Origin of the sequence: Mesorhizobium sp. BR-1-1-10, from assembly GCF_020165595.1 — a bacterium.
GTDB classification, from domain to species: domain Bacteria; phylum Pseudomonadota; class Alphaproteobacteria; order Rhizobiales; family Rhizobiaceae; genus Mesorhizobium; species Mesorhizobium australicum.
In genome coordinates this window covers 1-14,579 of record NZ_JAIUIL010000001.1, presented here as the reverse complement: position 1 = coordinate 14,579, position 14,579 = coordinate 1, and the positions used below count along the sequence as shown (strand labels likewise).

Annotated in this window: 9 protein-coding genes; 5 read left to right on the top strand and 4 right to left on the bottom strand. The window is 61.2% G+C overall.

All coding sequences use genetic code 11. The features are described from left to right. Position 1 precedes the first annotated feature (1 nt). Both LB555_RS00045 and LB555_RS00040 read right to left on the bottom strand, forming a co-directional pair. On the bottom strand, positions 2-1,090 hold the full coding sequence (locus LB555_RS00045) for an acyltransferase family protein (RefSeq protein ID WP_140877022.1): 1,089 nt from the start codon (positions 1,088-1,090) through the stop codon (positions 2-4). A 21-nt stretch (positions 1,091-1,111) separates the two neighbouring features. Then, positions 1,112-2,299, bottom strand: a complete 1,188-nt coding sequence (locus tag LB555_RS00040) for an acyltransferase family protein (RefSeq protein WP_140877024.1) — start codon at positions 2,297-2,299, stop codon at positions 1,112-1,114. 1,365 nt (positions 2,300-3,664) lie between these two features. Between LB555_RS00040 and LB555_RS00035 the strand changes: the two genes are divergently transcribed. The 3 genes from LB555_RS00035 (at position 3,665) to LB555_RS00025 (ending at position 7,654) form a co-directional block, all read left to right on the top strand. After that, complete coding sequence (locus LB555_RS00035) at positions 3,665-4,804, top strand: DegT/DnrJ/EryC1/StrS family aminotransferase (protein WP_140793339.1); 1,140 nt, start codon at positions 3,665-3,667, stop codon at positions 4,802-4,804. 59 nt (positions 4,805-4,863) lie between these two features. Then, on the top strand, positions 4,864-6,408 hold the full coding sequence (locus tag LB555_RS00030) for an oligosaccharide flippase family protein (protein ID WP_140793341.1): 1,545 nt from the start codon (positions 4,864-4,866) through the stop codon (positions 6,406-6,408). Between the two features lie 193 nt (positions 6,409-6,601). Beyond that, positions 6,602-7,654 (top strand): GNAT family N-acetyltransferase, encoded by a 1,053-nt coding sequence (locus LB555_RS00025; RefSeq protein ID WP_140877026.1) that lies wholly within the window; start codon positions 6,602-6,604, stop codon positions 7,652-7,654. Positions 7,655-8,221: 567 nt separating this feature from the next. Here LB555_RS00025 and LB555_RS00020 read toward each other — a convergent pair. Beyond that, positions 8,222-9,073: a hypothetical protein gene (locus LB555_RS00020; RefSeq protein WP_224682074.1), complete on the bottom strand. Its 852-nt coding sequence runs from the start codon at positions 9,071-9,073 to the stop codon at positions 8,222-8,224. Positions 9,074-9,229: 156 nt separating this feature from the next. Next, positions 9,230-11,254, bottom strand: coding sequence for a tetratricopeptide repeat protein (locus tag LB555_RS00015; RefSeq protein WP_224682073.1), 2,025 nt, complete (start codon positions 11,252-11,254; stop codon positions 9,230-9,232). Positions 11,255-12,142: 888 nt separating this feature from the next. Here LB555_RS00015 and LB555_RS00010 point away from each other — a divergent pair. Both LB555_RS00010 and LB555_RS00005 read left to right on the top strand, forming a co-directional pair. After that, positions 12,143-13,003: a DUF4347 domain-containing protein gene (locus tag LB555_RS00010; protein WP_224682072.1), complete on the top strand. Its 861-nt coding sequence runs from the start codon at positions 12,143-12,145 to the stop codon at positions 13,001-13,003. Between the two features lie 92 nt (positions 13,004-13,095). Continuing rightward, positions 13,096-14,579 (top strand): DUF4347 domain-containing protein (locus LB555_RS00005; RefSeq protein ID WP_224682071.1); only part of this gene is annotated, 1,484 nt, incomplete at its 3' end.

Genomic DNA, 14,579 nt, shown 5'->3' with positions numbered 1-14,579 from the left:
CTCAGGCAGCGGCAGGCGCCGCTTTCTGCGTCGGCCGATGGGCCCAGGCCATGATGGGTCGTTCAAAGAATTGCCAGGAAAAGGTCGCCAGGCCTATGGTCAAAACAAGCTCGATGGGAGCCGAGATCCAATCCGACGCTTGGAATACGACGCCGAACTTCCGGGCCGCTGCCTCGACGTTGTAGAAATGAATAAACTCGTGGAAAACGTAACAACCGTAGCTGATGCGTCCCAGGTTGCGCAGGGGCCAGGTCTCCAAAAGGGCGACGAAACGCGAGGCCTGGTTCCCCGCTATCTGGAGGACCAGAAGCGCGGCTGTAGCTGCGACTGCCGGCGCATAGACGCGCCAGATGATCTCGTCCTTAAGGATAGTGAGGGGCACGATGAGAAGGGTGAGCGCGGCGATGGCCTGGGCCGGCGTGGAAACCAGCCATGCCGGCACTCGCCGGTCGAGGTTCAGTCCTGCCAGACCGCCCAAAGCAAGATAACCAAAGCCGGTCATGGGATTCAGGCCGATGACCTTCGCTGACACTCCGGCCCATTCGAGGCCCGCCTGAGTGAAGAGACCCACAACTACGAATGCAACGCAGATGTGTCCGGCGGCCTTGCTGTGGGTGAACAGCAGCAACGGTGCAAACAATAGATAAAATTGCTCTTCGATCGCCAGCGTCCAGAAGTGGTTGAAGTGGCCCACCCAGTGGCCGGTCGTCAACACATAGATGTTCGTGGCGTAGAGCAGCATGGCCAGGCGCGCGCCGCCTTCGAAGCCGTCGAAATGAACGAACAGCGACGCGATCAGGAAGAAGCCGATCGTCGCGTAGTAGACGGGGAATATCCTGGCCGAACGCCGAAGATAGAAGCGGCCAAGACCTGCCAGCTTCGTCGTCTCGCCCGCCTCGACCGCCACCCGCGTGCGAGTCAGGATACGGGTGATCAAGAGGCCGCTGAGTGCGAAGAAGAGCATTACCCCGTCGCCGCCAAGGGATGCATACGTCCCTTGATGGAACTTGTGGCTTATGAACACGAAGATGAAGGCGATCGCGCGCAGGCCATCGAAACCCCTGATGCGGCGTTCGTTGTCGAGTCGCATTGGCCGAAGCTCCGCCCGCCTCTACCGCGTGGCCGCTTGCCGTCCCGGGGACAAGGCGGCGGCTGCGCTGCTGGCCTCGGCGCCCTCCCGCGCGGTCAATCTAGCCCCCAACCGTAGGAGCGGCCGTTCGAAGAAATGCCAGGAGAGCGTCGCCAGCGCGACCGTGATGAACAGCTCCACGGCCAGTTGCACGATAGGCGGCCCGTCAATGTTCATGTGCAGCTTATGGAACACCGCTTGGACTTCGTAGAAATGGACGAACTGGTGCAGGATGTAGAAGGCATAGCTCACCCGGCCGAGCGAGCGCAGAGGCCATAAGTTGAGGAAAGCCACGACTGGAGTCTGCTGGTTGCGGGCGATCTGGAACAGAAACAGGCCGGCAACCGTGCAGGTCAATGGTCCCCAGACGTTCCATGTGTCTCGGTAATAGCCGAACACCAGCGGGATCGCGATCAGGGTCAGGCCAGCCGCCGCCTGGGCTTGCGCACTCACCAGCCAGGCGCGCGGTTTGAGGTTTTTCAAGGAGGCGACGAAGCCGCCGACGCCGAGCATGCCGAAAGCGATCAGCGGATCGACGTGGATGGCGTTCGGGTGGGTCCGCACGGACACTAGCCAAGCCAGCATGGCCGCGCCGGCGAGCATGAATCCGACGCAAATCCGAAGCAGGTATTTGCGCGGGGTGAACAGCAGGATCGGCGCGAAGAGCAGATAGAACTGTTCTTCCGCCGACAGCGACCAGAGGTGACCGAAATGGCCGTGGTCCCCAGTCGGCGTCATCGCGATATAGATGTTGGTGCCGTAGAGGGCGTAGATCGTCGCTTCCATGCGCGAGAATCCAACGAATGAGGTGAACAGCGAAGCCAGCGCGAAAACACCCAGACAGGCATAATAGAGCGGGAAAATGCGCAGGCTGCGGCGCAGATAGAAGTCACCCATCGAGCGCCATTTCGACTGCGTCCCGGCTTCGACCTTTCCGCGCATCTCCGACAGGATTGAGGAGATGAGCATGCCGCTGAGCACGAGAAAGAGCCAGACGCCGACGGAGCCATAGGAATCGTGATGGGGCAGCGTCGTCTTGTGGCTGATGAAGACCATCAGTACCGCGATCGCGCGCACGCCGTCGAAGCCGGCGATACGGTCTTCCGCCGGCCGGACCATGGTCCGCGACGGCTGAACGGCGAAAATCGCACCCTGATATATCGTTGCCATAGATCAATACTCGAGCCGATGCTCCGCAACCCAGCCATGCCCACGCCTGGGGCGGTCGGACTTTCGCGATTATAGACGCCTAACTGTTCGTCACATCAATTCGACTAGAAGGCGTAGGCTTTGAACGCGCTACCTTCCAGGGCTCCATCGCGCCAACTTTAGATTGATGATCTTCTTTAGGCGGCCGCCCCTGATCGGGCCGACGTGGCGAGCCCTTCTAGCACCGGGCGCTGCCGGGCACGTGTTGTCCAGCGGCCAAAGCGCGCGTTAGAGTCTGCCGAACTAGCGCCCCAGCAAGGGGCAAGGCCACAACGAAGGCCCGCTGACGTCATAGCGGCAGCGCCTAGTTAGGCTTCATTGATGATGCCGCGCCGTCCCAAAATGGAGCAGCGGGGCCTGTGCCACATTGGCAGCGCCGCCGGCTCCGGCGTATCAGTCGGCCCGTCCGTGGATCCGTATCTGCAGACGGCGAGTCACCGCGTAGCAGCGTTAAGAATGCCGACTTCTTCGTCGGTCAATATTATCTCGTAGCGCTGCTTTGAGTTCTTCGTATAAATATCATCGGCCGTTATGGAGATTATAACGTCTCCATTTTGGTTGGTCTGCACATCCCTGACATGGATTGGCTCGCAAAATATGCATTTTGACAAGCCTGCTCTTCGGCTTGGCTGAGTGTTTACCCGCATTTGGAAAATCCCCAATTATTGCCTAGTAAGCTGGTTTAAGCAGTATTCATGCCAGATCCCTGTGGAGCCACTCACGGCTAGGTCATATTGCTGAACCCCTCGCTGTCAGCGTTAACCTATACGTCTAAAGGACGGTGCTCTGGCCATACATTGAGCTACCGGGAGGCCCTACACATTTGGGGTCACCCGTCAAAGCGTTGGGTCCAATATTGCCTGCCCCAGCGCAATGGTGCCGGACTCGGCAGATCCAGCTCCAATGTCGCGCGAGGCGGCGGGCGTTCAGCGTTTCACCGCAACGGCGAAAAGCTCTATCTCTCTGTTTTTGCGAAACTCCCAGAGGGCACCGGGACCTCGTCTCCTACAGCTCTGCCTCGAGGTGATCGGCCCGGCTTAGACCCCTCTGCGGGCGTCGTGCCGTCGACCCCCTGCAGTTAAGTGTCCTCATGTTCGGCCTGGTAGTCAGGAAGGGCGCGTTCCTTACAGTTCCTGCGCTCTGCACGACAGATTCAGGCGGAGCTGCCGAGTTAGAACGGCGACGTCACTTATTCCACTACGCCCGGCTCGTTGGCCGTTCCTGCCGTATCCCACAATAGGAGAAGGTGAGCGACCGGCTTTATCGTGATACGACGACTGCAACTTCTCACGCCGAGATACAACTTCGTTCAGCTGAGGTCCTCACATGATTCCGATCATCAAGCCCACGATGGATGGGGCCGAGGCCGAGGCGGCGCGCCGCGTCATCCTGTCCGGCTGGGTCACGCAGGGCCCGGAGGTCGCGGCCTTCGAGACGGAGTTCGCCACCTTCACCGGCGCGCCGCACGCTGCGGCCGTCTCGAACTGCACCACAGCGCTGCATCTGGCCCTGCTGGCCGCCGGGGTGATGCCCGGCCATGAGGTGGTCACGGTTAGCCACTCCTACATCGCCACGGCTAATTCCGTTGCCTATTGCGGCGCGATCCCGGTCTTCGTCGACATCGATCCGGCCACTTACAACATCGACCCGGCCCTGATCGAGCGAGCGCTTTCGGCCAAGACTAGGGCGATCCTGATCGTCCACCAGATGGGCTTGCCCTGCGACATGGCCGCGGTCGTCGATATCGCCAAGTCCAAGGGCTTGCCCGTGATCGAGGATGCGGCCTGCGCCAGCGGCAGCGAGATCTTCTGGAACGGGCGGTGGGAGAAGGTCGGCAAAGTGCACGGCGACGTGGCGTGCTTCTCCTTCCATCCGCGCAAGATCATGAGCACCGGCGACGGCGGTATGTTGACCACGAAGCACGCTGACTGGGCCGCCAAATTCAAGCTGTTGCGCCAGCACGGAATGAGCGTGCCCGACACAGTCCGCCACGGCTCGGCCCAGGTGATCTTCGAGAGCCACCCAGTGCTCGGCTACAACTATCGCATGACCGACATCCAGGCCGCTGTCGGCCGCGAGCAACTTAAGCGCCTGCCCGGAATCGTGGTCCGCCGCCGCGCGCTGGCCGCTCGCTACGCCGAATTGCTTGGCGAGGCGCAATGGCTGGGCCTGGTGCGCGAACCCTCCTACGTGCGAACCAATTGGCAGAGCTTCTGCGTCCGTCTGCCGGAGTCCGCCGACCAGCACACCGTCATGCAGGCTATGCTGGATGCCGGTATCGCCACACGGCGCGGCATCATGTGTGCCCACCGCGAGGACGTCTATGCCTCCCGACCGTTGCGCATGTCTCTGCAGGAGTCGGAGGCAGCCCAGGATCATGCCATCGTCCTTCCGCTTTACCCCCAGATGACCGACGAGGATCAACAGAAGGTCGCCTCGACCCTGATCGAGGCCACACGGTTTTAAGGGCGCGATATGGTGGCGATCCTGCATCGGGCCAGTCTCATCGAAGGTGAGCGATAGAAATGGCAAACGTTCGGCGCGCGGTGGTCGCGGTCTATTTCGAGAAGTACGCCACCCTCATCCTCAATTTCGCGACGCTCTACGTCTCGTCGCGGCTTTTGACCCCCAACGACATCGGCGCTGCCTTCCTTGGCGCCAGCATCCTCGCGCTCGCCGAGGGTCTTCGTGACTTCGGCGTGACCAATTACATCGTCAACGCCGAAACGCTTTCCAAGGAGGAAATACGCACCTCCTTCACCATGATGCTGGTGGTCGCCATCGTCCTTACGACGGCCTTCGTCGTGACGGCGGGCTTCTACGCCGACTTCGCGCACGAACCGCGTCTGGAGAATTTTGTCCGCACTGTGGCCTTTGGGTATCTGTTCTCCAGCATCGGTTCGCCGATCGTGGCTCTGCTTCGCCGCGACCTGAAATTCTGGAGTATCGCGGCCATAAACCTCGGCTCGGCCCTGGTCGGCAACATCACCACCACCGCTCTGGTGATGACGGGTGTCGGCTATATGAGCTTCGCCTGGGGCTCGCTGAGCTATCCGCTCTCCACCTTCGTCTTCGCCGTTCTCATACGTCCGGACCTGTCCATCTTTCGCATCCAGTTCACCAAATGGCGCGACATTCTGGCGTTCGGTGGATTCAACACCGCGACCGGCCTCCTGACCGGCCTCGGCGAGGTCATTCCGACCTTCATGCTGGGTCGGGCCAGCGGCACCACGGATGTCGGCCTCTACAGCCGAGGCCAGCAGGTCACGGAAATGCCCAGCCGTCTCGTCATATCGGCGATCTCGGCGGTGGCACTGCCGGGGTTCGCCGCCCTTGCGCGCACGGGTCATCCCCTCAAGGGGCCCTATCTCAGAGCCGCGGCCAGCCTGACGGCGTTCCACTGGCCGGGCCTGGCGATGGTCATCCTCTTCGCTCATCCCCTGGTGCACACCATACTGGGACCGCAATGGTACACCTCCATCCCGCTGGTGCAGGTGATGGCCGCGGCCACGATGCTCTACTTCCCCGTCCCATTGATGTTCCCGGCCTTGGTCGCCGCCGGCGGGATCCGCGACACGGCCAAGGCCTGGATCATTTCCCTGCCGATGACCAGCCTGATCATGATCCTGGCGGCCCAGCATGGCCCCTTCGCGCTGGCGCTCTCGATCTTCGCCACCACGCCGATCCAGGTGGGCGCTGGCCTTTGGTTCCTGATGCGGCGACTGAAGTTGAGCGTTGGCGAATATCTGTGGGCTCTGGTGCCGAGCGCCACCGCCACACTGGCCACGGCGCTGGGCCCGCTCGTCGTCATCGTGCTGAATGGCTTCGACATGAACATATCGGTCTTGCAGGCGGTTCTGGGCGGCGGGCTTGGCGCAATGTTCTGGTTCCTGGCGATGGGCTTGACCCGTCATCCCTTCGCCGCCGAACTGGCCTACCTGCTGAATAAGACCCAGGCCTTGGTGCCTGTGCACCTACACGTCCCCCTCCTCCTCATCCGGGGCTTCCTGGGCGAAGAAGCCGAACAGGGACGGGCGGCCGCGCCAGGCCCCGCGGTCGGCGAAACGTGATCCGCCCGGCCACGTCAACAAGGTCGCGCCCGCTACATTTTGGCACGCAATGGTTGAAACATAAGGACGCAATATTGCGGGCCGTCCGGGCGGGGTGCAAGCTGTGTAATCTGCCGCCAACGGGGGACGGGCCGCCCTCTTTCAACAATTGCTTGGATGGCCGACAGGCAAGGACGGCACAGGGAAATCGGGGATGAGTCGCTCTGACGCCACAGATACCGCCCGGGCGAACCCCGCCGGCTCGGGCTTGAAGCGCGCGATGGCCCATGTCGCCGCGCCCGCTGTGATCGCCACTGCCCGCATAGTCACCCGCTTCACGACGCGGGGCGTTCATATCGCCTGGTTCGACGCCTGGAACTCGACCCTCGACCAGGCCCTGGGCTTCTTGCCGGCCATTCCCGGCTGCGACCGCGACCTTTATCGCGAGCTCACCCGACCCACGAGCGCCCGCAAGCGCCACGCCCTGGCGACGGAGAATGGCCACCCGACCGCGCTCATTTCCCTGCGTCGCCGTCGTCGATACTGGGAGCCCGTCGCCTATCAATCGCTTTCCGGCGTGATCGCGCCTGCGTCCTCTCCCGCCGCCCTTGCTCGGGCGCTGCACGCCTTGGGCGTCGAGGTGCGGGTTGAGGCGGGGCTCGACAAGAGCGTCGTGGAGCTAAATCCGCGATCCTACTGGTCCCCGGACAACTACAGCGTCAATCTGCGGGGCGACTATGAGGCGCGCTGGAGCCGCAATCATCGCAAGAATGTGCGCCGGGCCCGCCAGCGCTGCGACGAATTCATGCGGCTTCGCATCGACGACGAGACCGACCTGGAATGGTGCTGCGCTCAATGGGGCCGCATGTGGGAAGGCAACGATGCCGAGGAGACGGTCGCTGCCGAGGATCGTCTGCGGTTCTGGCGCGCCTTCATGAAGCGGCAGACCGCCGGCAGCCCAATCCAGTTCCACACCTTGCACCTGCTCGATGGTGATCGGCGCACAGCCGGCGTCGTCCTGATGTGTCAGGACGGCGTCGTGCTCGGCCAATGCATCGTCCGCGATCCCGAATACGACCGCTTTTGGGTCGGTGTCCGCATAATGGAGGCTTCGATCGAATGGGCCGCACGCGTTGGGCATCGCCAGTTCGATCTCGGCTCCGGGCAAGACTACAAGCAGAGTTGGGGTGAGCCGGTGGCCGGTCGTTACGGTGCCATCTTTCGCCCGCGTGCGGTTAGCGCGCTGTATCGGCTCGGACTCCTGTGACTTCGCTGGGTGAATTCTTTTTTGTTTGATAGCGCAGCGACATTTACCCAATCGAGCGAACCGGTTCGAACTCTGCAAGACCGGGGACGACGGCCGACCCACCGCGGTGATCGCCTGGGCGAGAGCAGTCACTTCGCCGCTGAGGCACAAAGCCGGGGAAAACGGCTTTGTGAGGTATTAATTCGAAGATGCTAATATTATTGTTGCGTCCAGCCGGCAACGCCACCCACGGAGCCGGTCAGGCCCGACGGTCGGACAAATTGTACCCCAACAGGCTGTCGGGCCGCTTGCGCAGACTGCCTTATGTGAGTGCGCGCGGCCCGGCGCCTGCGGGGTTGGGGGTTATGGCGCCGGGCCTTGACCGGCAGGATCCTCAAATTTGCGCGCCGGCGACGTCGACATATATGCTATTGATTATATGAGTAGAATTCATCCAAACGAATAACGAAGGAGTAGAAGGCGAAGCGTGATTGGCACCTGGCCTACCCGAATTAAAAACAGGAAAGGTCGGACATGCAGGCCATATTGCCAACCAACCGGGCTGATGGCGGTTTGTGCTCCATCTATTTACCAGGGCGTAATAACCCCCAATAGCTCGCCTAAGCGGAGCGGTAAATGCGGAGAGGTTTGCAATTCCGCGCAGCTCTCTTTCCATCGCTGCAGATATTCAGCGACGGGAATTCCGCTGCGGCCACGCCAGCGGTTGAGAGCGCCGAGCGCTTCTATGCAATCGGGGTTCTGGTCGTATTCGGCGAGGATCGTCACGCTCATTGCCTGCGCGAACGGATTAAGACCGGGAATTTCGATCGCCCCCCGGTTGTCGGCGAACCAAGCGGCGGCGTCACGGGTGAGATCCTGACCATCGGCAAGGGTCGCGTAGGCGCGAACAATGTTCTGGCAATATTGGGCGATGGCGTCACCGAAAGCGTTATCGCCGACGAACGGGGGATGTTTTCTCCAGTCCTCCGCCAGACGTCCGAGGCCGCGCAATGAGAATGCTTCGACCATGGCTTCCTCAAGCCATTGACAGGGTGCGGCGGGCTTGGCGTCGGCTTGCCAACTGTTGGCAAACACATGGCCGAGTTCATGGCCAAACTGATACGCGAGCTTCGACCAGTCTCGCTCGCCGATATCGACGATGATCCATGCCACGCTGCTTCCGTCCGGGTGCAGCCAGATCGCGGGTTGGCCGGAGGTATGCGAGTCGACGCGCACGCGCGCTGGCTGTCGATCGGAGACAAGCCGGACGTCAGTCAGGCAGGAGCGCCGCATACGTTTGATGACCTGAGTGGCCGCGCCCTCCAACATGCGGCCCCAGTCACCGGCAAGCTCGATCGGAGCGTTAAGAAGGGTCGCAGAAGAGGCGTTTGGGTTTATCGGCATGGCGGCGTGACTGGTCTCCGAGTTGATCCTGAGCATCGCCGCGATTGATCCCGCCACAACGGTGCCAAGTACCAATTGCCGCCGCGTAATAAAGTTGGCCCTTTGCCGGGTTCATGATCCAACCTTGGCGCCGATCGTCAGAGACACTTTGACCCCTTCCGGCATATCGCTTCTACCGTTGGCGGTACTTGATCAGATCTGGGGCAAGTCGGTGACGCCGGACCGCAGCATATTTACGTCCTCCAGCACAAATCGTACTTCCGCCTCATCGACGGTTGCCAGCCAGGCCTCTCTGTCGGTTACGCCGTACGAAATCAACAAACGACTTTCATCAGGATGCCAGGCCAGGCCGGCTGCGAATTCGATGCCCTTTTTGTTGAAGAAAAACGGGCGGGTCACTTTCTGTAGAGAGTTCTGTTTGTCAAACCATACGAAGCGGTGAAGATAGTAACGTCGATTTTCCGGTTGCCTCCATTGCACCTCGTGGATCAGGCACAGCCATCCTCCGTCGAACGCTATGAGCTGGCTGCCACCTCTGAATCGTTGCGCCGCAATCGGGGGCAAGGTTTCGCTGAGAGTGCGGGCCTGATCGTCGATGGTTCGGGTTGGGTCGCATAGGTACATAAAGCGAAGCTCGTCTCCGCCTATATCCGACGGATTGGCCACCACTTGCGGCATCCAGTTTTTCTGATGAATCCGCTGCCCCGCCGGATGTAGAATGCGCCAGTCAGTAAGGTGGCAGGAACCACTTTCCTCGATCCGCGCTATAATCTGTTGGCACAGCGCGTCTTGCGAAAACTCGCGCACACACGCCGAGCCCCAGAGTTCACCATTTATCGCGAACAGACGCAGGTCCTCGAAACCAAGTACGCCTTTGTAGACAGGGTCCGGCATGTCGACCGGCGGCAAAATCTCGCTTGCTGATTGAATGTCCAAATCGTCGCTCAATCGGAGCAGAAAATTCCGGGTGCGGATTGCATCGCCGTTTGTTTCATACTGCAGCTCATCTTCCGTCATCGTGTAGTTCACGGTCCGCTGGGCGAGCACAATTTGCTTGCCTATTCTCGCCACCGACGGATTAGTTGGCCGGTAGCCGTCCGGCGCCGTGAAGCCCAGCGGACGGGCACTGAAGGACGGCATCAGGGCCAGGGCGGGCTGCACATAAAAGAAGGTGTTGGACCACGCCTGGTCTCTGGGACCGTCGCCAGCCCCTCTGTTCAGAGCAAGCCAGTTGCAGGCCGCGCGGCCGCGATCCTTCCGAGCGGGATCGCGGGCGTAATTCGCGACGATCGAATATTCCTCCTGGAGGCCGGTGGCATAGACAGAATCCTCTATGAAAAGGATATCCTGTTCGGGCCGCGCGATTGCCAGCCCGGCCTCACAGAAAAGCACGCTGGCATCGTTCATACCCTTTTCGCGATAATGACGGGCAAGGTCGTAAAGGGGCTCGGCGCGATGCGGTCGCTGGTTGAACGCGGCGAGTGCCTGTCGAACGAAGCCGGCATCGTCGCCCATCTTCTTCAGGCAGCGAGCCTCCTGCAGCCTGGCGTTCCAGGCCTCCTCATCCCAGCCACCCATCGCGGCACGCTTGGCATAGGCGACCGCAGCCTCGGCTGTACGCCCGGCGTCGCGGTAGGATTGCGCCAAATAGAACCAGGAGCGATGGTTCTCTGGATCCTTTTCGAGGGCGCCCAGCAGGAGTTTGATGTCCCGCTCGAACTTGTCGACCCGGTTCGAGCCTGTGGCGTGATCTTTATACCAAACCCCCCGAAGCTCCTTCGCGCCACCGGGTATGTCGATATATTCGTGGGTTACGCCATGGTAGCGCGCGCCGACATCGCGCTTGACCAAGCGCGTGTTCCAATAGGTAAGGCCCGAATCTGCCCGTTGCAGGAACCGATAGCCCGGTGCATCGAGCCGCTCGCGAAATGCCTTGTTTTCAACAACAAGCTGCATGTCCGCATCGTCGAACAGGAGATAGTCGTACGCAAGTGGCGAGGCATAGGCGTGGTCGAGTGCTGCATTGCGCGCTTGCCCGAAATTGTAGAAAGGAAACTCATGCAGTTCGCCCGGCAGATTGCGTGCGGCGAAGAAGTTGCGGATGAAATCCTGGGTTCCATCGGTCGAGCCGGTATCGCCAATGACCCAGCAATTGATGTGCTCCGCAACCGCGCCAAGACAGCGCTCGAGATTAGCCATCTCATTCTTGACGATCATGTTCAGACAAATTCGCCCGCCGTTTGTCATTTTCCGACTGCCCGCTCCTTGGATAATTGCGCACAGAGGCCGCCATATTTGCATTGCGGCTGTATAAGGGACCCTCGATTGTCCCGGTGGCCATGGACTAGCAGCTGTTGAATCTAGCTAGCCGCAGGCGCAATCGGATGCGGACCATGCCCCGCCAAGCTTTGGGTGTCTCAGCTTCTTGCATGATCACTCATTTCATCGCCTGCTCTTCTACTTCGGTCGCAATCGACTCCTTGGAAAATGCCGGCGCGTGCCGTGTTAGCCAATGTTTGCGCCGGCGTAGAGGGATACTCTTTTTGGAGGAGCTTGCTCATACCAGCCATCGTCGGCATCAAACTTTTGGAGTATACGAGATTGCCGTGGTGTCAACGTAAGGTGTCTAAGTCACGGATTCCAATTGGATTTCGTAATAAATTAAATCTACCACTCGCAGTTACCATTATAAATTGATCCATTTACAACCAGATTATTTCCAATTTACTAGACGTTTAGGTAACGAGAGTGGGCCACTGACTAGCCGAAGGGCGGCCGGGTCGTGGAGATCTGCAAAGCTAGGAGAATGTCGGGAGGGAGGCCACTTTGTGCGTCAGAGGCACAGGGTGTTTGCTTGCCACCATGGCGTCGTGCCGACTTCACCCGGGCGACGTCTTTCCGAAATTGATGTTCCTCGCATGCAGTTCGGGTCCCTCGCAAGTTGTCGCTGGCAAAGCAGTGCCACCGGGATGGGGGGGCGTTTTGTATCGCATCGGATCTCACGAGAGTCAGGGCAATGAAACCCGCGGCTCGGACAAGCGTCGGGTCAACCGGCGGTCCGGCGCTGGAGAGAGTTCTTCCACTGCATTGGAGCTTGGGCGCCAGGTGCCTCAACAGGCCACTGCCTCGATCAAGGCCGGACTGCCTCCTGTTCGAGACCCCGGCGTCGCCCTCCACGGCGTCTCCGAAATCCTCTTCGTTGATCCCAACGTATCCGATGTCGGCGCAATCATCCGGCATCTGAGGCCGGAGATCGGGGCGATCGTTCTCGACGCCTGGCGGCCAGCGGCGCGTCAGATGGCGGCGGCGCTGGTAGACCGTTCGGAACTGCGCGCGATCCACATCATCGCGCACGGCGCGCCTGGCCGGGTCGCCTTTGCTGCTGGCGACTGGTCGTCCCAGACGCCGGCAGATGAGGCGGGCGACCTCGCCACGATCGGCGGCTCGCTCGACGAAGGCGGCGCTCTCGGGCTGTGGAGCTGCCGGGCGGGCGCCGGCGCTGAGGGATCTGATTTCATCGTTTCGCTGTCTCGGGCGGCCGGCAGGCCGGTCGCGGCAGCGTCGCACAACGTCGGTGCGCATGTGCTCGGCGGATTCTGGGAACTGAACGTGCGGACGGAGGGCGCCGAGGCGCAGCCGCCGCTAACGGAGGTGGGCATGGGAATCTATGCGGGAATTCTGATCGCCGAGGTGATGGTTACTGGTACCTTGCCGGTCGGCAATATGGCCGGGTCGGTCACCTACTACATCGTCGACATGAACCAGAAGGCCATCGTCGGTCAGGTCATGTTGCCCAGTGCGATGCCGAAGGCAATGCCCGTGTCCATGGCGGTCAAGGTGCCGAACGCAACAGCCTCGCTAGCCATCGGCACATTCGACGCCGCCGGCGACTTCCAGCGTTCCAGCATCCTGAGCGTGAGCGCCTCCGCGGAGCCAACCGGAGCGCTTGGACCGTCTGCTAGATGATCGCTGGATCCTCCAGACTCCCATTTCGCAGTGCCGGCACTGCCGGCCTTTGTCGTTCTCGTGAGCTGACTTCGAGTCAAAAGGACCTCGCCATGGCCCGCGTTTCTGAAATTCTCTTTGTCGACCCCTCCGCGCCGGATCTGGGGACAATCCTGACCAACCTGCGGCCGGAGGTAGAAGCGATCATGCTGGACGGCCACCGACAGGCGGCGCGCCAGATTGCCGAGACACTGGACGGGCGCAGCGGGTTGGTCGCCGTGCACGTGGTCGCCCACGGCTCGCCAGGCCGAGTGCATTTCAGCTCGGGCGACTGGTCAGTCGACATGTTGGAGGATGCGGCGGATGACTTCGCGGCGATCGGCAGGGCGCTGAGCGTCGACGGCGATTTCAGGCTATGGAGCTGCGAGACGGGCAAGGGCCAGACAGGCGAGACGTTTGTCGAGGCGCTGCATGATGCGACCGGCGCGGAGGCCATGGCCGCGGCAGGGCTCGTGGGCGCCGAGGCGCTGAACGGAGCGTGGAACCTTGTGTCTGATGGCGAACGGGTGATGCCGCCTTTAACTGAAATGGGGGTGAGAAGGTTCGCCGCCATTCTAAGTCTTGAGGTCACCCTTACCGGTTCGCTTGACACATCCATGGGGGTGTCAGGCCTGTTCCCTGTGCAATATTATATAACAAATTCATCTGACGTTATTATAGGCAGTTTTACGTTGCCTTCTAGAACATCAACAGGTAACTTTTCTTCTGTTCAGATGATTGGAGACGTGCCGGTAAGCGGGAGTTATAATATTATAGCTCTGGTTCCCACCAGCAGCGATGACAATAATTCGAGCTATACCGTTGTAGACGCGGGCACCTTCACAATTGCATCCTCAGGGGCGGGAACGATTGCGAGCCCAGACACCAGTAATTCAAATGGTGTCTTCAGGCTGACAGCTGTTTCTTCTAGCAGCAACGCAGGCGCCACCGGTGCGACTGGAGCTACAGGTTCGACTGGCGCCACAGGCGCCACAGGTTCGAGTGGAGCCACGGGTCCTACTGGTGCGACCGGCCCGGTGGGTTCGACTGGAGCGACCGGCGCCGCTGGCGTCACCGGTGATACTGGTGCAACCGGAGCCACGGGTGCAACTGGTGATACCGGAGCCACGGGTGCAACCGGCGATACCGGAGCCACCGGTGCTCCTGGCTCAACGGGTGCCAGCGGCGCTACGGGTGCCACCGGCGCTACGGGCGACACCGGTGCGACTGGGGACACCGGCGCCACAGGTTCAACGGGTGCGACTGGCGCGACCGGCGACACTGGAGCGACTGGCGCGACCGGCGACAACGGAGCAACTGGCGCAACGGGCGATACCGGAGCCACGGGTGCAACCGGCGATACCGGAGCCACGGGTGCGACCGGGGATCCTGGCTCAACAGGTGCCACCGGCGCTACGGGCGACACCGGTGCGACTGGCGCAACGGGTGACACCGGTTCAACCGGTGGGACTGGCGCGACCGGCGACAACGGAGCAACTGGCGCAACGGGTGATACCGGAGCCACGGGTGCAACCGGCGATACCGGAGCCACGGGTGC

What these genes read in the sequence shown, in the direction of transcription:
- LB555_RS00040 (WP_140877024.1), bottom strand. Translation starts at nt 2,299, where the DNA reads ATGGCAACGATATATCAGGGTGCGATTTTCGCCGTTCAGCCGTCGCGG.
- LB555_RS00035 (WP_140793339.1), top strand. Translation starts at nt 3,665, where the DNA reads ATGATTCCGATCATCAAGCCCACGATGGATGGGGCCGAGGCCGAGGCG.
- LB555_RS00020 (WP_224682074.1), bottom strand. Translation starts at nt 9,073, where the DNA reads ATGCTCAGGATCAACTCGGAGACCAGTCACGCCGCCATGCCGATAAAC.
- LB555_RS00025 (WP_140877026.1), top strand. Translation starts at nt 6,602, where the DNA reads ATGAGTCGCTCTGACGCCACAGATACCGCCCGGGCGAACCCCGCCGGC.
- LB555_RS00045 (WP_140877022.1), bottom strand. Translation starts at nt 1,090, where the DNA reads ATGCGACTCGACAACGAACGCCGCATCAGGGGTTTCGATGGCCTGCGC.
- LB555_RS00030 (WP_140793341.1), top strand. Translation starts at nt 4,864, where the DNA reads ATGGCAAACGTTCGGCGCGCGGTGGTCGCGGTCTATTTCGAGAAGTAC.
- LB555_RS00015 (WP_224682073.1), bottom strand. Translation starts at nt 11,254, where the DNA reads ATGATCGTCAAGAATGAGATGGCTAATCTCGAGCGCTGTCTTGGCGCG.